This is a genomic window from Sorangium sp. So ce834 (genome assembly GCF_051521425.1).
GTDB lineage: Bacteria > Myxococcota_A > Polyangia > Polyangiales > Polyangiaceae > Sorangium > Sorangium cellulosum_D.
This window is the reverse complement of record NZ_CP150351.1, coordinates 9406850-9429474: the sequence shown is the minus strand read 5'-3', so window position 1 is coordinate 9429474 and position 22625 is coordinate 9406850. Positions and strand designations below refer to the sequence as shown.

The window sequence follows — 22625 nt, the reverse complement described above, 5'->3', positions numbered from 1 at the left end:
TCACCTGCGCTGTGCGCGCGGGGATCGCAGCGCGAGCCACAGCGCGAGGCCGGCGGCCAGCACGAACGGCTCGAGCGGCAGCCGGAGCGTGCGCCCGCGGACCACGCGGATCGGCTCGGGGTGGAGCGGCGCCGCGTCGCCGGACGGGTCGAAATAGACATCGGAGGTGCCTGGCCGCGGGCTCGAGCGATCCTCGAACGCCGTGAGCCATGGCTGCGCGATGCCGCCGGCCAGCGCGCCGAGCAGCGCCGCCGCCTCGTCGCGGGGCCATGCGTCGGCCCACACCGCCTCGCCGGGCCACCTCTCGTGCCCCTCGCCGAGGACGCCCTGGACCTTCCCGCCGCCGACGAAGAAGATGCGCAGCAGGCGCGCGGGCGGCTGCGCGTCCGCCGCTCCGGCGGGCACCTCGCGCTGGTCGGCGGGCTCGCGGTACGGGAAGAACGGGCGTTCGGTGGCGAACGACATGCGGACGGCGGAGCTCGCGACGGCGCCGCCGCCGGGCCCCGGCGCGTACTTGAACGCGGTGATCGTCCAGCGGGCGCTCACGTACGGCGCGAGCCACGCGTCGAGCGACGGCCGGAGGGCATAGCCGTGCTCCTTCAGCCACTGCGCCAGCGCGACCGCGCTGCTCGCCTCCAGGACCGCGACGTCGTATCCCGCGAGCCGCCGCGTCTCGAGCACCTGCACCGGCGGCGCAGCGGCGATCGAGGAGCTGGCCGTGTCGCTGTCGCGCCCCAGCAAGGCGCACCCGACGCTGACGTCGTCGACGTCCGCCTGCGTGATCACCCGCGGCGCCACGCGCTCGTCCAGGGCCTGAAAGAGGGTGTCGGGTATTTCCCCGAGCTCGGGGCGGCTCGGGGTCGGCACGATGAACCCGAAATCCGCGGCCGTCGTGGTGAACGTGGCGCGGCGGATGAAGTGCTCCACCTTCGCGCGCTCGTCCCACACGATGACCGCCGACTCGTTGGCGATACGGACCCACTTGTCCGGCGGGTAAGCCGAGGCGCACGCCGCCGCGGGCCTCGCCGCGGCGGCGACCGCGGCGCACGCCGCGGCGAGGCAGAGCGCGGCGCGGCGGACGATGTCAGGGGGCGTGGCCGTAGGATTCATAGGCTGCGACCTGGATGAGCCTGTCGATGTCGTTCCCGACGATCTGCCGGAGCTCGTCCGCCTGCCAGGCTTCCTCGGACTCGAGCGTCGCGTCCCGCTGGATGTCCCAGGCCACGGCGCGCGCGGCGTAGCTCGACGCCTCTCTCGCCGCGTCGAGCGCGTCGTTCCGCGCCGCGCGGGCTGCGGCCGTCATCGCGCACGCGAGCGCGGCCGTCCAGCCCGGGCGGGCTGCGGCCTGCTCGGCGGCGTCCTGCGCAGCGCGGAAGGCCCGCCGGAGCTCCTCGATTCCCACCTGCGCGTTCGCGTGCCGCTCGGCGACGTCGATGGCCTGCGTGCTGCGCGGATCGGCGAGGAGAACCAGGTTCCGCCGCGCGCAGCGCGCCGCGAAGAGGTGGAGCCGCCGGCTGCCCTGATAACCCAGCTGGGCCATCGCCCAGAGCATCCACTCCGGGCGCGGGCAGCGTAACCAGAGCTCCTCCAGGCTCGACCCTTGCCTCGACCAGAACACCGCCTCGGGGCAGGCGCCGCGGTGCTGCAGGAAATTCGACAGGCGCGTGGGTGGGCGGGTCATCTCTACCTCACGAACGCTGAGCGTTCACGTCGCGGCCGCGGCCAGCCATCGGAAGAACGACTGGCCGAGCTCCGCGTAAACTGGAAGGAGCGGCTGCTCCGCCATCTGCCGGAACAGGGGCTCGAACTCGGCGGCGACCCGCGCCGCGCCGGGGGGCAGGTGCGTCCTGCCAGCCGCGAACTCGGGCATGAGCACGTCGTAGCCGGCGAGCAGGTGCGCCCGCCGCGCGCGCGACTCGGCTGCGCCTGACGGTGCGGCCACGGCCTGTGAGGGGAGCTCGTCCGCCGTGCCTCCCGGGAGCAGCCGGACCTCCTTGACGGCGCCGGCCTCGGCGTCGACGAGCGCGATGTACCGCGGCGCCTGGATCAGCAGCCCGCCGTCGAGCTGCGGAGTCGACCTCCCGTAGACGAACGCGACCCGTAGACCGCCCGGCCCGGGTACGGGGACCGGCAGGGATTGGTAATTGCAGAGGGGCAGCGCGCCCAGGGCGGCCAGCGATGCCTTCCTTTGCAGCAGCTCGATCGGCTGAAGCCTGGGCAGCGCCTTCACGGCCGCCCAGGCGCCGCGGCCGACGTGGCCGCGCGAATCCAGGCGAAGAAGTCCGGCGACGCCTGCAGGTAGAACGGCGCCACCTCGCGCTTCGTGATCTGCGAGAACAGCGACCAGTACTCGCTCGCGAGCGGCCGCACCGCCGGATCGGTCGGGGCGGCCCCGCGCGCATAGGCGGCCCACACGTCCGGCGAGATCGCGAGAAGGCGCTCCCGCTTCTGAAAGAAATCGTCGGAGCTCATCCCCGGCGGGATCCCCACGCCCTCGACCGCGGCGCTTGGATCGTTGATCCCGAGGTCCTCGGGCACGACGGCCCAGAACTTCAGGACCCGCCCTGTCCGGCCGTCGAGGTGCATCGCGTAATGGGGCGGCGCCACGACGCGCTGACCAGGCCGGCCTCGCTCCCGGTAATACATGATGAGGATGACGACCGCCCCATCCACCTTGACCGGGATGGGCAGCGTGTCGGCGTCCTCGTCCGGGAGCACCGCGCCGGAGGTCTTTCCTGCAATCTGCCGCAGCTCGTGCGCTGACTGGAACGGTCCCGTCGAGCTCATGGGTTCCCCTCGTGGATTCCGGCAGCCGATCGAGACGGCCAGGCACAGCGCGAGCGCCAGCAGCCACGAGCGCCTCCCCGGCCTCGTCCTACCAGATCGGGTTGGTGGTGACATTGATATCTCGCCCGGGCCGCAGGGAGTTTCGGAATTGCGCGGCGGGAACTCTGTTCTGGCAGTTTCCGCTCGACCTGCCCGTGTCATTGATGACGACGTTGATGAGGTTGCCGTTCTGATCGTATTCGAGCCCGGTGACGACCACGGCGTGGCCTCCGCTGTTGCCTGGTCCCCAGAGCACGGACACGTCGTGCGACGTGATCACGCCCCGGCGTTCGGCGACGGCCTGGGTGATGTTGTCCATCGTATTGGGTTGCAGGGTAGATGGAACCCCGTTGCGCGCCAGGATCGACTGGCGCTGCGCCGGGCTCGTGCCCCCGCTGTCGAAGCGCCGCCGCTCCTGGTCCGCGTCGCCATTGCGCATGGCCTCGTCGAGCAGCGCGTCCTCGCGGACGCTCGAGCCGTTCGCTTGATTGATGAGCTGCCGCGAGGATTCGACCCCACAGTTGTTGTAAGACTGCTGCGTACGCCCCGAGCTGCGCCCGGACGCGGCCGCCTGGCACGTCGTGTTGCCGCCGGCGGGGTTGCCGAGGGTCGCCCCGACCGTCGGGCCTCCGATGAGGACGTCAGGCGAGCCGATCATGATCTGCCCCGGGGGAGCATGCATCGTCCGGTCCGTCTTGCGCGCCGCAGGGAGCCCGTCGACGAGCACGCTCCCTGCGCCGGTCACGATGAAGTCCGGCGCAGGGACGGCGCACGTGAGCCGATCGGTCGCGCGCGCCTGCGCAACGCTGTTGGTGATGACCGTCGGCGAGCCCGGCGGATTGACCGGCCCGCCCGCGTGCGGCGTCCCGCTCGGATCCACCATGTTGCAGGTGTGGTTGTCACCCACGCGTGCGGCCTCGGGCATGGCGCGCCTCCACGAAAGCGGGCTGGAAGTCCATCGCTGACCAAAGCGGTTGGAGCTCCAACGCTACCAGGCGGGACTGGTCCAGAAGAGATGGCTTTAGGACGGTCTCATGGATCCGGTTTGTCGTCCACCAGAAATGCTCGACGCGCGGCTATCCTCAAGATCGCTGCCGAGAACAGCCGCTGATCTCTACGCAAAATTGTACAATGGGCGGACGAGCTTGATGTGCTCGGCTTCGGCCGCGAGGGCTCACATGCCTTATCGCGTGGATCTCACGCGCCGCCGCTCGCTCCCGGATCGTATCCGAGGTTCGGCGACAGCCACCGCTCCGCCTCTTCGAGCGTCATCCCCTTGCGCTTCGCGTAGTCCGCGACCTGATCCCTGCCGAGACGCCCCACCATGAAATACCGCGCCTCGGGGTGCGCCAGGTAGATGCCGCTCACGCTCGCCGCCGGCGTCATCGCGCAGGTGTCGGTCAGCTCGATGCCGACCGAGGGCGCGTCGAGCAGCGCGAACAGCTTGCGCTTCTCGGTGTGATCCGGGCACGCCGGATACCCGAACGCCGGCCGGATCCCCCGGTATCGCTCGGCGATGAGCTCCTCGTTGCTCAGCGCCTCTGCCGTGCCGTATCCCCACGCCTTCCGCGCCCGCTCGTGGAGCAGCTCGGCGAACGCCTCCGCGAGCCGGTCCGCGAGCGCCTTCGCGATGATCGCGCTGTAGTCGTCCTTGTCCTTCTCGTAGGCGCGCACGATCTCATCCAGCCCGATCCCCGCCGTCACCGCGAACGCGCCGACGTGATCGGCGAGCCCGCTCTCCCTCGGCGCCACGAAGTCGGCGAGCGACAGGTACGGCTTCACCCCGCCCACGGCCTTCTCGCCGTCCTCCTCGGCGCCGCCCGCGGCCTTCACCTGCTGCTGCCGGAGCATGTTGAGCCGGAGGAGCTCGCGCGAGCGCGCCTCGTCGCCGTAGAGCACGATGTCCCGCTGCTCGCCGCTCGCCGGCCAGAACCCGTAGACGCCCCGCGCTTTGATCAACGCGCCGTCGATGATCCGCTGCAGCACCTTCTGCGCGTGCTCGAACAGCTCGCGCGCCGCTTCGCCGTACTGCGGGTGCTCCAGGATCTGCGGGAACGGGCCCCTGAGCTCCCACGCCGTGAAGAAGAACGTCCAGTCGATGTACCGCGCGATCTCGGAGAGCGGGACGTCGTCCACCACGCGCCGCCCCGTGAACGACGGCGCCGCGATGTCCTCGGGCCGCCACGCGATCTTGAGCCGCCCCTCGTCCGCCGCGGCGAGCGTCACGAGCGGCTTCGCCCGCTTCCTGGCGAAGAGCTCGCGCAGCTTGGCCTGCTCCTGCCGGTTCTGCGCGTCGAACGCCTGCCGGTTCGTCTGGTCGAGCAGGCTCGACACCACGCCCACGGCCCGCGACGCGTCGAGCACGTGCACCACGGTCCCGCCGTACTCCGGCGCGATCTTCACCGCCGTGTGCTGCCGGCTCGTCGTCGCCCCGCCGATGAGCAGCGGCAGCCGGATGCCACGCCGCTCCATCTCGCGCGCCACGCTGACCATCTCGTCGAGCGACGGCGTGATCAGCCCGCTCAGCCCGATCATGTCGGCCTTCTCGCTCAGCGCGGTCTCGAGGATCCTGTCCTGGGGCACCATCACGCCGAGGTCGATCACCTCGTAGTTGTTGCACCCGAGCACCACGCCCACGATGTTCTTGCCGATGTCGTGCACGTCGCCCTTCACGGTCGCCATCACGACCTTCCCCTGGAACGACGTCCCGCCCCCGGCGGCCTTCTCGGCCTCCATCAACGGCAGGAGGTACGCGACGGCCCGCTTCATCACGCGGGCGCTCTTCACCACCTGCGGGAGGAACATCTTCCCGGCGCCGAACAGCTCGCCGACGATCTTCATCCCGTCCATCAGCGGCCCCTCGATGATGGAGAGGGGCCTCTCGTACTTCTTCCGCGCCTCCTCCACGTCGGCCTCGATGAAGTCGACGAGCCCCTTCACGAGCGCGTGCGACAGCCGCTCCTCGACCGGGCCCTCGCGCCAGGCGAGGTCGAGCTCCTTCTTCTTCCCCTTGCCCTTCACCTGCTCGGCGAACTCGACGAGCCGCTCGGTCGCGTCCGGGCGCCGGTTGAAGATGACGTCCTCCACCCGCTCGAGCAGGTCCTTCGGGATGTCCTCGTAGACCGCGAGCTGCCCCGCGTTCACGATGCCCATGTCCATGCCCGCCCGGATGGCGTGGTACAGGAAGGCCGAGTGCATCGCCTCGCGGACGACGTTGTTCCCGCGGAACGAGAACGACAGGTTCGACACGCCGCCGCTCACGCGCGCCCCCGGGCAGGTCGCCTTGATGAGCCGCGTCGCCTCGATGAAGTTCTTGGCGAAGTCGTTGTGCTCCTCGATGCCGGTCGCGATCGCGAGGATGTTCGGGTCGAAGATGATGTCCTGCGGATCGAAGCCGGCCTCCTCGGTGAGCAGCCTGTACGCGCGCTGGCAGATCGCGACCTTCCGCTCCACCGTCTCGGCCTGGCCGATCTCGTCGAAGGCCATCACCACGACCCCCGCCCCGTAGCGGTGGATGACGCGCGCCTTCTTGAGGAAGTCCTCCGGCCCCTCCTTGAGGCTGATCGAGTTGACGATCCCCTTGCCCTGGATGCACTTGAGCCCCGCCTCGATGACCGACCACTTCGAGCTGTCGATCATGACCGGGATGCGGGCGATCTCGGGCTCGGTGGCGATGAGGTTCAGGAACGTCGTCATCGCCTGCTCGGAGTCGAGCATGCCCTCGTCCATGTTGACGTCGAGGATGTTCGCCCCGCCGCGCACCTGGTCGAGCGCCACCTCCAGCGCGGTCGTGAAGTCGCCCTTCTTGATGAGCTCCATGAACCGGGCCGAGCCGGTCACGTTGGTCCGCTCGCCGATCATCAGGAAGTTCGTGTCGGGCCGGATGACGAGCGTCTCCAGGCCGCTGAAGCGCCCGAAGCCGTCGCGCGCCGTGGGCAGCGGCCGCGGCCTCCGCTCCGCCACCGCCCGGACGATCGCGCGGATGTGGTCCGGCGTCGTCCCGCAGCAGCCGCCGACGACGTTCACGAGCCCGCTCTCCGCGAACTCCGCGAGCAGCCGCGACGTCGTCTCCGGCTGCTCGTCGTACTCGCCGAACGCGTTGGGCAGGCCCGCGTTCGGGTAGCAGCTCACCCGCGCCCGGGCGAGCTTCGCGAGATCCACGAGGTACGGCCGCATGTCGCTGGCGCCGAGGGCGCAGTTGAGGCCGACGCTGAGCGGGCGCGCGTGCTCGATGCTCGTCCAGAACGCGTCGATCGTCTGGCCGGCGAGCGTCCTGCCGCTCCGGTCGGTGATCGTCACGCTGAGCATGATCGGCAGGCGCCGCCCCTTCTCGGCGAAGACCTCCTCCATCGCGACGAGGCACGCCTTCATGTTCAGCGTGTCGAGGAACGTCTCCGCGAGCAGCGCGTCGGCCCCCCCGTCGACGAGCCCGCGCGCCTGCTCGGCGAACGCGCGCCGCAGCTCGTCGAAGGTGACGGCGCGGAACGACGGGTCGTTCACGCTCGGCGAGATCGACAGCGTCTTCGGCGTCGGCCCCATCGAGCCCGCGACGAAGCGCGGCTTGTCGGGCGTGCGCGCCGTCCACGCGTCGGCCGCCTTCCGGGCGATCTGGGCCGCGGTGAGGTTGATCTCGTAGGCGAGCGACTCGAGCCGGTAGTCCGCCTGGGCGATCGAGGTGCCCGTGAAGGTGTTCGTCTCGATGATGTCGGCCCCGGCGTCGAGGTACGCGCCGTGGATCTCCGCGATGACGTCCGGCCGCGTCAGCACGAGGAGATCGCTGTTGCCCTTGAGGTCGATCTCGTGGTCGCGGAAGCGCTCGCCGCGGTAGTCGGCCTCGCCCAGGCGGTAGCGCTGGATCATCGTGCCCATCGCGCCGTCGAGGCACAGGATCCGGCTGTCGAGGATCTCTTCGAGGCGCGCGGGGCGTTCGCTTCCGTTCATGGCTCTGCTCTTCTCCTGGGCTTCTTTACCGTGGGTGCTGCGGCCGCGGGGCAGCCGTCCTGCTGGGAGGGCCGCGCGGCCCGGGGCCCTGTCTCCTCGCCCTCGCGGGCCGGCGGGGCGGCCTCGGCCGCGCCCTCCTTGCGGGCGTGGATCGAGATCACCTCGAAGTGCGGCGGGCGCTTCTCGCGCGAGGTCACGTCGCAGGCGTCCACGACGAGGCCCGCGGCCTCGAGCATCGCCCGGAGCTCGCGCGGCTCGAAGCCGAAACGCACGTGGCTGTACGTGACGGCCGCGATCTCGTGCCGGTGCGCCTTCAGCGTCACCCCCGCGAGCGCGCCGCCCGGCCGGAGCACGCGCGCCGCCTCGGCGACGGCGCGGGCGGGCGACCGGGCGAACGTCAGGCAGTTCATCAGCATCACCTGATCGAACGACGCCGCCTCGAACGGCAGCTCGTGCATGTCGCCGCGCGCGAAGCGGACGTTGCCGAGGCGCGCGAGGCGCAGCCGGGCGGCCTCGATCACGGTCTCGCTCGCGTCGAGGCAGGTCATCGCGCGGCACCGCGGCGCGACGAGCTCGGCCAGCGCGCCGTCGCCGGAGGCGATGTCGAGCACGTCGCCGAGGGACATCAGGCCGAGCAGCCCGCGCAGCGACGCCTCCCAGGTCCGCCCCGGCGAGTAGTGCCGCTCCATGCGCCCGGCCACCGAGTCGGCCCAGCTCGCCCCGCCGGCGCGCGCCCGCACGACCTCGCGGACGCGCTCGCGATCCTGCTCGATCAGCGGATCTTCCGTGGTCGCCTCGAGCAGCGCCCAGACCCGCCGCGCCTCCTCGGGCATGGCGCCGTGGCTCATCGCGTAGAAGGACGACGCCCCGTCGCGCCGGTCCTTGACCAGGCCGGCCTCCCGCAGCTTGCCGAGGTGCGTGGAGACCCGGGACTGCGCGAGCTGCGTGACGTCGGTGATCTCGGCGACGCTCAGCTCCTCGCAGCCGAGCAGCGCGAGCAGGCGGACGCGGGTCGGGTCGCTGAGGAGCCGGAGGAGCTCGGTGGTGGCCGTGAGGTCGGGCAACGCGTATCTCTCAATCCGGATGAACGGATGACATCGTGGCGGGCCGGCGGGCGGGCGTCAAGCCTCGCCTGCGGCGGGCGAGGACGGCGGCCCTCAGCTGCGGCCTCACCGGCGCGAAGGGCGGGATCCCCTGGGCGAACGGAGGCCCTGCCTGGACGAGCGGGCGGTCAGGTCGAAGGCGTACCCCGTTCCGGTTGAGGCACTGGCGGACATCGCTCAAGGTGCGTATCTTTGGCTAGCCCTGAGCACCCCACCCCAGGGCACGGCCGGCCGGGCGCGCGCGCGGTTCGCCCTCCAGCGGGGCGAGCGCCCCCTCGGGCAGGACCTGCCGTCCCCCGCCGGTCTAAAGCACGCAGAGGAGATTCAGGATGATCACGATCACGCAGAAGGCAGCCGAGAAGGTGATGGAGATCGCGACCGCGGAGGAGCTGCTGGGGCAGGGGCTGCGCCTGCGCGTCGTGGGCGGCGGATGCGCCGGCTTCTCCTATGACCTGTACTTCGAGGACAAGCCGACCGAGTTCGACGAGGAGTTCGAGGACCGCGGCATCAAGCTCTACATCGACCCGCTCAGCTTCCAGTACCTCGACGGGACCGAGATCGACTACGTGGAAGGCCTCCACGGCTCGGGCTTCAAGTTCAGCAACCCGTCGGTCAAGAGCACCTGCGGTTGCGGCTCCTCGTTCTCCGTCTGATCCCGTCGCTCTCGTCGGTTTCCGTCGCTCTCGTCGGTTCCCGTCCGATTCCCGTCCGATTCCCGTCCGATTCCCTCGGACCGAGCGCGCTCGCGCCTCTCCTGAGCCTCGCGTCCGTCCTGGCTCGCTCCGCCCGTCGGCGGAGCGGCCGACGTGAGATGCACACGGGCCCCGCGCGCGCGTACGCCCGGAGCATCGAGACCTTCCCGGCTCTCTAGCGGCTCCTTTTTGCCCCAGCGCTCGCGCGGGCGAGCCTGAGCCGCGTGCGCCATGGCTTCGCAGCCACGGTGTACAAGCTGCCCGCCCGGGGCGGCATGCCAGCTGCATCGCAGCCTGGGTGGGCTGCTCTCTTCGGAATCTCGAACCAACCACTTCGGCGGCAAGTGCCGGCGAGGCGATCAACGCGATCGAGGTCCGGCTTCGGCCGGCCTCGGCCGCAGGAGCCGGGGTCCGGCGTCGGCCGGCCTCAACAACCGAACCGGGGTCTTCGGACCTCGAAGGAAACCCTGTGCAAACGTCCCGAGATCAGGCCAGCGCGGTTTCGCGCTACATCACGCATGTTCGGCAGATCCCGGAGCTGTCGCGCGAGGAAGAGGTCGAGCTCGCTCGACGGTGGAGGGACCACGGCGACGAGCAGGCCGCAGCCGCGCTCGCGCTCGCGAACCTGAGGCATGTTGTCTCGATCGCGATCAGCTACCGGCGGTACGGGATCCCGCTCGCCGACCTCATCGCCGAGGGGAACTTCGGGATCGTCCACGCGATCCGCAAGTACGACCCTGACCGTGGAAATCGCTTCGTGACCTACGCGGCCTACTGGATCCGGGCGTACATCCTGAACCACGTCATCCACTCCTGGAGCCTGGTCGGCGTGGGCTCGGGCCCGCTGCGCTCGAAGATGTTCTTCCGGCTGCGGCGGGAGCGGGCGCGCATCGCGGGCCTGGTGGGCGAGGGGGAGGAGGGCGATCGGCTCCTGGCCGAGAAGTTCGGCGCGCCCGCGGAGAAGGTGCTGGAGATGGCGCACCGGCTGGAGGCCCGGGACGTCTCGCTCGACACGAAGGTGTTCGAGGACGGCGCCCGGTCGCTGGTCGACACCCTGCCGGCGGACGACCAGGACCAGGAGGAGCGCTTCTCCCGCGCCGAGGAGGGGGCGCTGCTCCGCGAGCGGCTGACGCAGGCCGTGGAGAACCTCGACCCGCGCGAGCGGTACATCGTCGAGACCCGGATGATGGCCGACCCGGAGGAGGAGCTGTCGCTCGCCGAGATCGGGCGCCGCCTCGGGGTGTCGCGCGAGCGGGCTCGGCAGCTGGAGGCGCGCGCGAAGAAGAAGCTGCGCGACCGCCTGCAGCCCCTGGCGGCGTAGCGCCTTGCCACAGGTGAGCGGCGGGCGAGCACAAAAGCACGGAGCCCCGCCGGGGCGGGGCTCCGTGGTCGCAGGGGACGTAAGCCGAGTTCTGTTGCGCGGGGGGTCGCCCCCCTCGCGCTGGCGATCATTCCTCTAGGACGCGCGTCGCCGCGCGCCTCAAGCAGCCAACCCGGAGGCCTGGGGCGGGCAGCCCTTGCCGTGACGGCGGTCGCCGCCGCGGACGCCTCCCTACGCGGCCTTGCTCCAGGTGGGGTTTGCCGTGCCGCCCTTGTTGCCAAGGGCGCGGTGGGCTCTTACCCCGCCGTTTCACCCTTGCCGCGCGGCGCGCCGGCGGAGGCTCGGAGCGCAGCCCGTCCGGGCAGGAGGCTCCTCGCCCTCGCGAGGCGCGCGGCGCGGCGGTCTGTTCTCTGTGGCACTTTCCTCGAGATCGCTCTCACCGGGCGTTACCCGGCACCCTGCCCTGCGGAGCTCGGACTTTCCTCCCGCGACCGGGTTCCCCCGGCCGCCGGCGATCGCCTGTCCCGCTGCGACGCGGCGAACATAGTCAAGGGACGTCCAGACGCCAATACCTCCGCGCCGGTCACGTCCCGGGCAGCGCGGAGCGGGCCTCTGTCGCGGCCCGCTGTGACAGCTGTGGCAATTTGCTATCGGCTCATCGAGTCATCGAGGCGCCGCAGGCCTCGCCTCGACGGCATCGCGACGCGGGGCGATCAGGTGCGGCGGAGCTTCTGCGCCATCTGCGCACCCAGCTCGGCCGAGCGGTTCGACGCGGCCTCGACCGCGTCGATCAAGGTGCGCCGGAGCCCGCCGGCCTCCAGCGTGTGGAGCCCTGCGATCGCCGTGCCGCCGGGGCTCGTCACCATGTCCTTCAGGCGCCCGGGGTGCTCGCCGGTCTCGAGCTGCAGCTTGGCGGCGCCGTACACGGTCTGCGCCGCGAGCAGCAGCGCCGCGTCGCGGCCGAGGCCGACCTTCACGCCGCCGTCGGCCAGCGCCTCGATCATCAGCATGACGTACGCGGGGCCGCTGCCCGACAGGCCGGTCACCGCGTCGAGCAGCGACTCGTCGAGCACGACCACGCGGCCGACCGCCTGGAACAGGGCCCGCGCGATCTCGACGTCGTCGCTCGTGGCGTGGCTCCCGGCGGCGATCGCCGTGGCGCCGGCCAGCGCGATCGCGGCGGTGTTCGGCATGCTGCGGATGACGCGCGCCCCCTCCGGCAGGCGCGCCTCGATCGCGTCGATCGGCACGCCGGCCGCCACCGAGATGACGACGTCCGCGCGGCCGAGCCCCGACGAGATGGGCGCGAGGATCCGATCGACGATCTGCGGCTTGACGGCGATGACGAGCACGTCGGCCCACTGGCAGAGCGCCTCGTTGTCGTCGGTGGTGTCGATGCCGTACCGCGCGTGGAGGAACGAGAGCCGATCGCTCTTGAGATCGCTCGCCCTGATCTGCTCGGCGCCCACGGCGCCGCCCTGGATCAGGCCTCGGATGAGCGCCTCCGCCATGTTCCCGCCGCCAAGAAACCCGATCTTGCGCCCTCGCAGCCGGCCGTCGTCGCTCCCCATCGCCCTCGCTCGCCTCCAGGAGCGCGCACCCTAGCAGCCTTGCCGAGCCCGCGGCTCAAATCTCGACGGACACCGTCGCCGGCGCGGCGTGCCGCCGGGGACGGGCGTGCCGGCGCGCGGCGCCCGCCCGGCCCGGCGCGCGGCGAGCGCCCTTGTCAGCGGACCTCGTGGGGCTATTTGTGCGGCGGAATGAACGCAGTCGGTCCCCTGTTCGCCGAACGCAGGACGGGACCTTTCGACTGCCCGACGGAGATTCCATGATTCAAGCGGTTTCCTATCGCTCTCGCGCCTCGGCCCTGGCGCTGCTCTCGATGGCGGCGCTGGCGTTCGGCGGGTGCGGCCAGCAGGCTCACGCCACGCCCCCTTCCACCCAGGCCGCCGCCGCCGCGCCGCCCTCTGCGGCGCCGCCGCCCGTCTCGACCGTGACGCTCCCGCCGGCGCCGGTGCCGGCCACCTTCGACGTCGCGGCGCTGTCCGAGCGGGTCAGGCCGATGGTCGTCAACATCACGACGATGCACGAGTCCCGCGGTCCCGAGGGGCTCGACCCCTTCGAGTTCTTCTTCGGCCCGCCCGGCGGCGGCCGGCTCAACCCGCGGGGCGGCCCGCGGCCGACGCAGACGGCGCTCGGGACCGGCTTCATCATCGATCCGAGCGGCTACGTCGTGACGAACGAGCACGTCATCCACGAGGCCTCCGGCGTGCGCGTCCGGCTCGCCGACGAGCGGGAGTTCGAGGCCGAGGTCGTCGGCCGCGATCCCAAGCTCGATCTGGCGCTCCTCCGCCTGAAGGGCGCGACCGGCTTGCCCGTGGCGCCGCTCGGCGACAGCGAGCAGCTGCGGGTCGGCGAGCACGTGCTCGCGGTCGGCAACCCGTTCGGGCTCGGCCACACGGTCACGCTCGGCATCGTCAGCGCGAAGGCGCGCGCGATCGGCGCGGGGCCGTACGACGACTTCATCCAGACCGACGCCTCGATCAACCCGGGCAACAGCGGCGGGCCGCTGTTCAACTGGCGGGGCGAGGTCGTGGGCATCAACACGGCGATCCGGGCGGGCGCGAACGGCATCGGCTTCGCGATCCCGATCGACGCGCTGAAGGACGTGCTCCCGCAGCTCCGCGAGAAGGGCTTCGTCGAGCGCGGCAAGCTCGGCCTGCTGTTCCAGCCCGTCACGCGCGAGCTCGCCGCGGCGCTCCAGCTGGACGCGCCGAAGGGCGCGCTCGTCGCCGATGTCGAGCCGGGCGGGGCGGCCGCGCGCGCCGGCATCAAGCCGGGCGACGTGATCGTCGACGTGAACGGCACCCCGATCCTCCACGCCGAGGAGCTGCGGCGCAACGTCGCGCGCAACGCGCCCGGCTCGGAGATCGAGGTGACCGTGGTGCGCGGCCAGAAGCGGCAGGAGCTCCGGGCCAAGCTGGACGCGCTCCAGGACGAGGAGGGCGACGCGCAGGGCCGCGCGCGGCCGGGCCAGGGCGCGCGGCCCGAGCGGCAGCAGAGCGCCGAGCAGCTCGGCATCCACGTCTCGGACGTGGCCGGCGGCGGGGTGCGGGTCGACGGGTTCGCGCAGGGCGTCGACGCCCAGGAGCTCCAGGTGGGCGACGTGATCCTCGAGGTGAACGGCGCCCCGATCAAGGACGTCGCCGGCCTGCGCGCGGTCATCGGCAAGGCCAAGGCGGGGTCGACGGCGCTCCTCAAGGTGCGGCGCGGGAAGGTCGTCCAGTTCGCGGCCGTGCGCATCCCCGCGCGCTGATCCCGCGGCGCGGCCGGCGCGCGTCGCTCCGCGCCGGCCCTCCCCGCATCACCCCGCGCCTCGCCGCCGGCCGGCGGCCTCCTCTCCTCCCTCCGACACGCTCGCAGGCGGGGCGCCCCCGGGCGCGCTGGCGGGCGAGGCGCCGGCGGCGCGCGCCGCCTCGAGCGCTCGCTTCTCCGCCTCCGTCTGCTCCACGCGCGCCTCGAGCACGTCGGTGCCGAGGTAGCGGAAGACATAGATGCCCCCCACGAACATGCAGAGGAACAGGGTGAGCACCCGCCACAGGACGACGTACGGCACCACGAACGCGCCCTCGACCCAGGGCGACATGAGCGCGTTCGAGCCGAGCTCGGCGACGCCGCTCGCGCCGGGCGTGGGGCTCATGTAGAGCGCGAAGTTGAGCACCGTCTGCGTCAGGATGATCTGCACGATCGGCGGGCCCACCGAGACGAAGGTCGAGGGCGTCGTCGGGATGCCGAGCCCGAGCAGGATGAAGTAGGCGACGGCGAACCGCGAGCAGAAGAAGCCGAACGTGAGCAGCAGCGCGGCGGCGTACGCGCGCTTGCCGCGGCGCATGTAGATGCGGAAGCCCTTGTGGAACTCGTCCACGCTGTGCAAGACGCGCGCGGTCGTGGCGTGGGGCGCGGCGAGCGCGGCGTCGGCGCGGGCCCGCAGCCGGGGCACGCGCCGGGCGACCCGCAGCGCGGCGCGCAGGAGCCCCCCGAGCGGCACCGACAGCGCGCGGACGATCGCCTTGAGCAGCGGCGGGTACGCCGCCGCGAAGATCAGCGCGACGAGCGCCGAGCCGAACATGGTGATGGTGAAGAAGAGCAGCCACTCGATCTGCGGGCCCCCGTGCAAGACCAGCATCCCGTCCTGCCGCAGCGCGAAGATGGCGACGGCCGAGAGGAGGAAGAACGAGACCGTGCACGAGGCGGTGAGCAGCTCCGCCGTGGCCACGTCGACGAGCCGCATGCCCCCGTGGACGAGCACGGCGGCCTGCGACGGCGCGGCGCCGGCCTGCCCCGGGGTCACGCCGGCGCAGAACATCAGCACGAACTCCGAGGTCACCGCGGTGCGCACGCGGAGCCCGGGCCAGAGCACGCGCCCGAGGACCCAGATCCTGAGGCCTCCGAACACGCCCTCTTGCAGGGCCAGCGCGGCGCCGACGAGCAGCCAGCCCGGTCGCACGTGCGCGAGCCCGGCGGCGAGGCTCTCCTGCTTGTCGTGGATCTCGCTGTAGAGCACGTACGCGAACGACGCGAGCGTGAGCGTGACGATGACCTGGATGCCTCGGATCAGGGTGGCGCGGTTCATACGGGGGCGCGCAGCCGGGGTGATCGCATGCGCATGCCCCTATACCCTGTCGCCGGCGCCCGCGACCGTCATGCGGCGCTGCTCCCGGCGCGAGGCGCGCCGCGGAGCGGGCCCGACCACACGACGCGCGCGCCGGTGCGAACCACGCTTCGCGGAGGCGTCTTCGCTCCTCCAGCGCGCCGCGCGCCGTCGTTCGTCGTTCGTCGTCGGCGCGAAGCGTGGCTGTCGCGCGCGCCCCGCGCCCTTCGAGTCGAGGCTCGGGCGGGGAAGATGTCTATTGCGTCGCCGAGGATGGCTCGCAATGCTGGCCGCCTCATGGCGGCACGTAAGATCGCTATCTGCACCGGCGGCGGCGACGCGCCCGGGCTCAACGCTGTGATCCGCGCGGCCACGCTCGGCGCGATCGAGCGCGGCTGGGAGGTCTGGGGGATCCGGCAGGGCTACCGCGGGTTGCTCGACGACTCGCCGGACGGGCTCATCCGGCTGGACCGCGAGCGTGTGCGGGGCATCGCGCACCTCGGCGGCACCATCCTGGGCACCGCGAACCGCGGCGACCCGTTCCACTACCCGACGCCGGGCGAGCACGGGCTCGTGCCGCGGGATCGGTCCGAGGATCTCGTGCGGCGGTTCCGCGCGCTGGGGTTCGACGCGCTCATCTCCGTGGGCGGCGACGGCTCGATGCGGATCGCGCACGAGCTCCTCCAGCGCGGTCTGCCCCTCGTCATCGGCGTGCCGAAGACGATCGACAACGACGTGTGCTGCACGGACATCACGTTCGGCTTCGACACGGCCGTGTCCATCGCGACCGAGGCGCTCGATCGGCTCCACACCACCACCGAGGCGCACGAGCGGATCATGGTCGTCGAGGTGATGGGGCGGCACGCGGGCTGGATCGCGCTCAACGCCGGGATGGCCGGGGGCGCCGACGTCATCCTGATGCCGGAGATCCCGTTCCGGTACGAGCCGATCGCCGAGAAGATCCGCCTCCGGGAGTCGCGCGGGCGGCGCTTCTCCATCGTGGTGGCGGCGGAGGGGGCGTACTCGCAGGGGGGAGAGCTGATCATCAAGGACGCGGGCGACGCGTTCCGTCGCACCGCCGTCCTCGGGGGCGTGGCCGAGCGCGTCGCCAAGGAGCTCGCCGCCCGGACGGGCAAGGAGGCGCGCTCGATGGTGCTCGGCCACCTGCAGCGCGGCGGGGGGCCCACGACGGCGGACCGCTTGCTCGCGCTCCGCTTCGGCGCGGCCGCGGCGCGCTGCCTCGTCGAGGACTGCGGGAGCGGGATGGTCGCGCTGCGGGCGAACCGGATCGAGCTGGTCCCCCTCGACGAGGTCGCGGGAAAGACGAAGACGGTGCCGCTCGACTCGGACACGGTCGTCACGGCCCGCGAGATGGGCCTGTGCTTCGGCGACGAGCCGGCCGGCCACTTCGCCCCGCCCTGACCCGCGGGGGCGCGGGTGGGCTGCTGTCGGCCGTCGGCCCGGCCGCAGGCACGGCGGGGCTGTCCAGGTTCGCCCTCGGCCGGCGCTTCGCGCAGCGCGTCGTCGGCCGGACGGCCTGAGCGAGGCAACCAGCCTCGTGTTTGACACTCGTCGAAGGGGGCCGATATCTTGGGTTCCCCTCCGAACCCGCGCACACCCGGAACATGACGAAAGTCCTCGTATTTGAGAGCGATCCGGCGTTCGCCGGGGAGCTCCGCACGGAACTCGGCCGCCTCGGCTGCACCGTTCAGGTCGTCGACGACGGCAACGTCGGCCTGCAGGCCGCCGCGGCGGATCGCCCCGACCTCATCCTCCTGTCGATCGAGCTGCCGCGCATGAACGGCTTCTCGGTCTGCAACAAGCTCAAGAAGGACGTGCAGCTCAAGGACGTCCCGCTCGTCATCATGTCGAGCGAGTCGAGCGAGGAGACGTTCGAGCAGCACCGCAAGCTCAGGACGCGCGCGGAGGACTACATCCACAAGCCGATCGCGTTCGGCGAGCTCCTCGAGCACATCCGCAACTACGTCCCGCTCGACGGCGACGAGGCCGAGGCCGATCCGATCATGATCGACGAGGCCGAGGTGCTCGAGGCCGACATCGACGAGGACTCGGGAGACCCCACGATCATCACGGCGGCGGTGTCCTCGAACGGCACGCCCGCGAGCGCCGCGCCGCCGCCCGCCGCGCCGAGGCCGCCGTCCGCCGCGCCGCCGCCGCCGCCGCCGCCGAGGCCGCCGTCCGCCGCGCCGCCGCCGCCGCCGGCCCCGCCGCGGCCGCCGTCCGTCGCGCCGCGGCCGCCGTCCGCCGCGCCGCCGCCGCCCGCCGCCGTCGCGCAGGATCGCGCGCGGGCGCCAGGGCCGACGAAGCCGCCGCAGGCGCCCGCGGTGAGGTCGGATTCCGGCAAGTCGGACGAGGACATCGAGGAGTTCATCGGCGGCGCGTTCACCCGGTTGATCCGCGACGAGGAGGAGGAGCGGACCGACGTCAGGCCCTCGGTCGCGCCGTCGACGCGCACGCCCTCGGTCGCGCCGTCGACGCGCACGCCCTCGGCCGCGCCGTCCGCGCGGACGCCGACGTCCACCGGCACGCCCTTGCCGGCCTCGGTGCCGCCGGTGAGCTCGTCGCCCGTGGCCGCCTACCGCGCGCCCGTCTCCGATCGCGGGGGCGCCTACCGCGCGCCTGTCTCCGAGCGCGGCGGCGCCTACCGCGCCCCCGTCTCCGAGCGCGGCAGGCTGACCCCCGCGCCGCCGGCGCCGCGATCCGACGCCGACGCGGGCGAGATCGAGCGCCTGCGCGCCGAGCTGGACAGGTCCAAGGACGAGATCGTCCGCCTCACGAAGGAGGTGGCCGCCGCGCGCGCCACGTCGCTCCGCCTCGAGGGCGAGCTCTCCTCGACGAGCGACAGCAGCCAGGAGGCGGTCCGCCTGCGGCGTGAGCTCGAGGAGCTCAGGGCGAAGGCCGCGACCGGCGGCAGCGGCATCAGGCCCGGCGGCGTGTCGAGCCGCGAGTTCCTCGATCTGCGCGAGGCGCTGAACAAGAAGGACAAGGAGATCCTCGCGCTCCGCGACCAGATGTCGCGCAAGGACAAGGAGCTCCTGGAGCTCCGGGATCAGGCGCTGTCGCTCGAGCGGGAGAAGGCCGACCAGGTCGACAGGATCCTGGAGCTCGAGCGCGCGAGCGAGGACCTCGACGCGCAGGTGGCGTCGCTGCGCGCCGACAAGGAGCTCGCCGCGAAGCGCGCCGACGACTTCAGGGCGCGCACCGAGAAGCTGCAGGCGCAGATCGCCGGCCGCGACGCGGAGCTGTCGGCGGCCCGGCAAGCGCTGATGGACGCGGAGGCCGCGCACACGGAGGCGCTGCGCTCCGCGGCGGACGAGAGGGCGCAGGCGATCGCCGCCGTCGAGGCGTCGGCGCGGCGCGAGCTCGAGGAGAGCGCGCAGGCGGAGCGGGAGCGCTTCGAGCAGGCGGCCGCGGCGCACCGGGCGGAGGTCGAGCGGCTGAGCGCCGAGCACGCCGCCCGCGCGGAGCAGCAGGCCGCCGAGCACCGCGCGGCCGCCGACAGGATGGCCGGCGAGCACGCCGCGGCCATCGACAAGCTGGCCGGCGAGCACGCGGCGGCGCTCGAGCGAGCCAGGGCCGAGCACGCGGCGGCGGCGGACGGCCTGAGGGCGGAGCACGCGGCAGCCATGGACGGCCTGAGGGCGGAGCACGCCGCTGCCGTCGATCGGCTCAGGGCCGAGCATGCCGCGGCGATGGATGGCCTGAGGGCGGAGCACGCCGCGGCGCTGGATCGGCAGCGGGCGGAGCACGACGCGGCGGTCGCGACGTCGCAGCGCGAGCACGAGGCCGCCGTCGAGGCGCTCCGGCGCGAGCACGCGGGCGAGGCGGAGCGGCGCGACCGGGAGCACGCCGCGGCGCTGGACGCGGCGCGCGCCGAGCACGCCGCCGCCGTCGAGCGGATGGGCGCGGAGCACGCGGCCGCGCTGCAGGCGGCGCGGGCCGAGCAGGTCGCCGCGCTCGAGCGGCAGCAGGGCGAGCACGCGACCGCCGTCGAGGCGCTGCGGGGCGAGCACGCGGCCGCGCTGGAGGCGCTGCGGGGCGAGCACGCGGCGGCCGTCGAGGCGCTGCGGGGCGAGCACGCGGCGGCCGTCGAGGCGCTGCGGCGCGAGCACGCGGACGACAGGGAGCGGCGCGATCGCGAGCACGCGGGCGCGCTGGAGGCGCTGCGGGGCGAGCACGCGCGCGCCGTCGAGGGGCAGGCGAACGAGCACGCGCGGGCGCTCGAGGCGGCGCGAGACGACTTCGCGGCGCGGCTCGCGGCGCGAGAGCGCGAGCTCGTCGAGGAGCGCGAGCAGGCCGTGCGCGCCGCCGAGCAGGCGCATGCGGCGCGGGTGGCCGACCTCGAGGCGCGCGTCGCCGAGCGGCAGGCGCAGATCGAGGCGGCGCACGCGCAGGCGCTCGCCGATCTCCACGAGGCGCAAAGGGCCGAGATCGCCGAGCGCGAGGCCGCGTGGGCGGCGCAGAAGCACGAGCTGGACGAGAACGCCCGCGGGCTCTCCACCGAGCTCGGGCAGGCGCGCAACCAGGTGGCGCACCTCGAGTCCCGGGCGCACGATCTCGAGCAGCAGCTGGAGCAGCGCGCGGGCGAGCTCTCCGCCCGCACCGGGGAGCGCGATCGCCTGCAGGGTGAGCTCGCCGAGCGGGCGCGCGACGTCGAGGCGCTCCAGGGTCGGCTCGTCGAGGCCGAGCAGCGGGAGAGCGAGCTCGGCGCGCAGCTCTCGCATCGGACCGAGGAGCGCGACACCCTGAGGGTGCAGGGCGAGCAGCTCGCCGAGCAGCTCGCCGTCGAGCGGGCCCGCCTGCAGAAGGCGCGCTCGAAATGGGGCGAGGACCGCGCCTCGCTGGAGCGCGCGCGGGAGGCGCTCGCCGTCGCGCTGTCGCAGATCGAGCAGAACGACGCGCTGTCGGTCGAGTGAGCCGGCGGCGCTCGCTGGCGGGGGCGGCGCGCGGGGCGATCAGCGCGAGAGCGCGGCCGCCCCGAACGCCTCGGGCAGGAGCGCTGCCAGCGAGGTGAGCCGGGGCGGCGCGCCGCCGCCGGCGGCGATGAGGCGGATCGGGAGATCGGCGGCGAACTCGGCGAGGGTCTGCCGGCACATGCCGCACGGGCTGCCGAGGACGGGCCCGCTGGTGGCGACGGTGAGCGCGATCGGATCGCGCTCGCCGGCCGCGACCATCTGCACGATGGCCGAGCGCTCGGCGCAGATGGCGAGCCCGTACGAGGCGTTCTCGACGTTGCAGCCGGCGAACACGCGGCCCGATCGCACGAGGATCGCCGCGCCCACCCAGTAGCCCGAGTACGGCGCGTGCGCGCGCTCCCGGACGGCGAGCGCCGCCCGGTCGAGCGCGTCCCAGTCGATCGCCGGCGCCGCCTCGGCCGCGGCGGCCGGTTCGCCGGGGTCCTGCGGGGCGCGGCTCACGACGCCGCGCTCCCGGCCGCAGCCTCGGCGCCGACGCGGCGGACCCACGCCGAGAGCAGCGCCGTGAACCGGGCGCGCGTCCTCCGGGCGGTCTCCTCGACCTCCTTGTGATCGAGCTCGCGCTGGGTCAGGCCCGCCGCGAGGTTCGTGATGCACGAGATCGCCGCGGCCGGCACGCCCATGTGCCGGAGCGCGATGATCTCCGGGACGGTGCTCATCCCGACCGCGTCTGCCCCGAGCGTGCGCAGCATCCGGATCTCGGCCGGCGTCTCGTACGTCGGGCCGAGCAGCCCGGCGTAGACGCCCTCGCGCAGCTGGACGCCGGCGTCGCCCGCGGCCGCCCGCGCGAGCTCGAGCAGCCGGGGATCGTGCGCGTACGTCATGTCGGGGAAGCGCTTGCCGAGCGCGTCGTCGTTCGGCCCGACGAGCGGGTTCGTCCCCATCAGGTTCAGGTGATCGATGAGCAGCATGAGATCGCCGGCGGCGAAGCCGGGGTGGATGCCGCCGGCCGCGTTCGTCAGGAGCACGGCGCGGCAGCCGAGCCGCGCGAGCACGCGCACGCCGAACACGGCCTTCGCCGGCGGGTGCCCCTCGTAGAGGTGCGCGCGGCCCTGCAGGCAGGCGACCGGCACGTCCCCGACGCGCCCGGCGCAGAGAAAGCCGGCGTGCCCCTCGACGGCTGGCCGGGGCATGCCGGGGATCTCGGCGTAGGGGACCTTCACGAGCCCGGAGAGCTCGTCGCCCCAGCCCCCGAGCCCTGAGCCCAGCACCACACCGACGCTTGGAAGCGCTGGAATTCGTTGGCGAATGACGCGTGCGGCTTCGTCGAGCTCGGCCAGGAGGGTCATCGCGACAAGCTACCCCAGGGCGACGCAAAGGTTAAACGTCGCAGGGTAAACGTCGCAGATGCACGACGACATCGCCCGTGATAGGGTCGCCGCCCTTTCGGGGCAAGTGACGACGATGGGCACCAAGATCGAAGATTTCTTGAAGGAAAAGAAGGTCGACCCCCGCCGCATCATCGCGGCGTCGGTCAAGATCGAGCGGCTGCAGCCGGAGGATCGGGCGATCCGCCTGATCAAGCGGCTGGCGCGCGGCAGCGAGGACGCCGCGAAGAAGAAGGAGGCCGCCGGCGCCAAGAAGCCGCGCAGCGGCCGCCCGGTGACCGACCGCACGCTGAGCGCCGCGTTGCAGGGCAAGCCGATCAGCGGCCCCGCGAAGACGCGCCTGCTGCGCGCGGTCAACCGCATCCTGGAGCAGAAGAAGCAGGAGAAGGTCGAGCTGTCGGCGCTCTTCGACCTGCCGAAGAAGGGTGGCGCCGCGGCGGAAGGCGCCGAGGCCGCGGGCTGATCCCACCGGACGGCCCGGACCCCTACGGCTCTTTCCGCCGCCCGGCTTGAGCGCACGTCGGCCCTAGGCCGAAGCGGGCTCAAGCCGGGCACTTTTTGTCGGCCCTAGGCCGAAGCGGGCTCAAGCCGGGCACCTTTTTGTCGGTCGGGGCCTGACGCCGGCCGCTATGCGCGCTCGCGACGGCGGGAGCCCAGCTCGAACAGGTCGGCGGCCACGAGGGCCACGGTCAGCGACACGGCGATGATGATCATGCGCTGGAAGGTCGCGCCAATGTGCCCGGAGGAACAACTTTTGTGCGTTTCC

At 72.7% G+C, this 22625-nt stretch carries 17 protein-coding genes and 1 other RNA gene; 6 read left to right on the top strand and 12 right to left on the bottom strand.

Features of this window, described 5'->3' with window-relative positions:
- From WMF20_RS34370 to WMF20_RS34340, 7 genes are all read right to left on the bottom strand, one after another.
- Positions 1-1110: a DUF2330 domain-containing protein gene (locus tag WMF20_RS34370; RefSeq protein ID WP_437606061.1), complete on the bottom strand. Its 1110-nt coding sequence runs from the start codon at positions 1108-1110 to the stop codon at positions 1-3.
- A complete protein-coding gene (locus tag WMF20_RS34365; RefSeq protein WP_437606060.1) occupies positions 1085-1681 on the bottom strand; it encodes a hypothetical protein in 597 nt (198 codons plus the stop codon). The genes WMF20_RS34370 and WMF20_RS34365 overlap by 26 nt, the downstream gene beginning before the upstream one ends.
- Before the next feature lie 24 nt (positions 1682-1705).
- Entirely contained in the window at positions 1706-2230 is a 525-nt protein-coding gene (locus WMF20_RS34360; RefSeq protein WP_129578299.1) for a hypothetical protein, read from the bottom strand.
- Positions 2227-2787: a hypothetical protein gene (locus WMF20_RS34355; protein ID WP_129578298.1), complete on the bottom strand. Its 561-nt coding sequence runs from the start codon at positions 2785-2787 to the stop codon at positions 2227-2229. Before WMF20_RS34355 ends, WMF20_RS34360 begins: the two co-directional genes overlap by 4 nt.
- A gap of 88 nt (positions 2788-2875) precedes the next feature.
- Complete coding sequence (locus WMF20_RS34350) at positions 2876-3751, bottom strand: PAAR domain-containing protein (protein WP_437606059.1); 876 nt, start codon at positions 3749-3751, stop codon at positions 2876-2878.
- Between the two features lie 272 nt (positions 3752-4023).
- The gene (gene metH / locus WMF20_RS34345) at positions 4024-7767 is read right to left on the bottom strand and encodes a methionine synthase (protein ID WP_437606058.1); all 3744 of its coding nucleotides are present in this window, start codon (positions 7765-7767) and stop codon (positions 4024-4026) included.
- Positions 7764-8831 (bottom strand): metalloregulator ArsR/SmtB family transcription factor, encoded by a 1068-nt coding sequence (locus tag WMF20_RS34340; protein ID WP_437606057.1) that lies wholly within the window; start codon positions 8829-8831, stop codon positions 7764-7766. Before WMF20_RS34340 ends, metH begins: the two co-directional genes overlap by 4 nt.
- A 368-nt stretch (positions 8832-9199) precedes the next feature.
- Between WMF20_RS34340 and erpA the strand changes: the two genes are divergently transcribed.
- Together erpA and WMF20_RS34330 are read left to right on the top strand one after the other, a co-directional pair.
- Positions 9200-9523, top strand: coding sequence for an iron-sulfur cluster insertion protein ErpA (gene erpA / locus WMF20_RS34335; RefSeq protein ID WP_012238498.1), 324 nt, complete (start codon positions 9200-9202; stop codon positions 9521-9523).
- 508 nt (positions 9524-10031) lie between these two features.
- On the top strand, positions 10032-10883 hold the full coding sequence (locus tag WMF20_RS34330) for a sigma-70 family RNA polymerase sigma factor (protein WP_012238497.1): 852 nt from the start codon (positions 10032-10034) through the stop codon (positions 10881-10883).
- A 66-nt stretch (positions 10884-10949) separates the two neighbouring features.
- Here WMF20_RS34330 and rnpB read toward each other — a convergent pair.
- Both rnpB and proC read right to left on the bottom strand, forming a co-directional pair.
- Positions 10950-11414, bottom strand: an RNA gene (rnpB, locus tag WMF20_RS34325) — RNase P RNA component class A.
- Between the two features lie 182 nt (positions 11415-11596).
- Entirely contained in the window at positions 11597-12454 is an 858-nt protein-coding gene (gene proC, locus WMF20_RS34320; protein WP_437606056.1) for a pyrroline-5-carboxylate reductase, read from the bottom strand.
- Between the two features lie 257 nt (positions 12455-12711).
- On the opposite strand from proC, the gene WMF20_RS34315 reads away from it, so the two are divergent.
- Positions 12712-14199, top strand: coding sequence for a Do family serine endopeptidase (locus tag WMF20_RS34315; protein WP_437606054.1), 1488 nt, complete (start codon positions 12712-12714; stop codon positions 14197-14199).
- A 48-nt stretch (positions 14200-14247) separates the two neighbouring features.
- On the opposite strand, the gene WMF20_RS34310 is transcribed toward WMF20_RS34315, so the two are convergent.
- Complete coding sequence (locus WMF20_RS34310; protein WP_437606053.1) at positions 14248-15516, bottom strand: lysylphosphatidylglycerol synthase transmembrane domain-containing protein; 1269 nt, start codon at positions 15514-15516, stop codon at positions 14248-14250.
- Between the two features lie 315 nt (positions 15517-15831).
- Here WMF20_RS34310 and WMF20_RS34305 point away from each other — a divergent pair, with 315 nt between their 5' ends.
- Both WMF20_RS34305 and WMF20_RS34300 read left to right on the top strand, forming a co-directional pair.
- Positions 15832-16956 (top strand): 6-phosphofructokinase, encoded by a 1125-nt coding sequence (locus WMF20_RS34305; RefSeq protein ID WP_237244351.1) that lies wholly within the window; start codon positions 15832-15834, stop codon positions 16954-16956.
- A gap of 203 nt (positions 16957-17159) precedes the next feature.
- Entirely contained in the window at positions 17160-20471 is a 3312-nt protein-coding gene (locus tag WMF20_RS34300) for a response regulator (protein ID WP_437606052.1), read from the top strand.
- Between the two features lie 39 nt (positions 20472-20510).
- Here the strand turns inward: WMF20_RS34300 and WMF20_RS34295 are convergent, their stop codons facing one another.
- A complete protein-coding gene (locus WMF20_RS34295) occupies positions 20511-20972 on the bottom strand; it encodes a cytidine deaminase (protein WP_237244350.1) in 462 nt (153 codons plus the stop codon).
- Entirely contained in the window at positions 20969-21820 is an 852-nt protein-coding gene (locus tag WMF20_RS34290) for a purine-nucleoside phosphorylase (protein WP_437606051.1), read from the bottom strand. The genes WMF20_RS34295 and WMF20_RS34290 overlap by 4 nt, the downstream gene beginning before the upstream one ends.
- 58 nt (positions 21821-21878) lie before the next feature.
- Between WMF20_RS34290 and WMF20_RS34285 the strand changes: the two genes are divergently transcribed.
- Positions 21879-22322: a hypothetical protein gene (locus WMF20_RS34285; RefSeq protein ID WP_437606050.1), complete on the top strand. Its 444-nt coding sequence runs from the start codon at positions 21879-21881 to the stop codon at positions 22320-22322.
- The last annotated feature ends 303 nt before the right edge of the window (positions 22323-22625 follow it).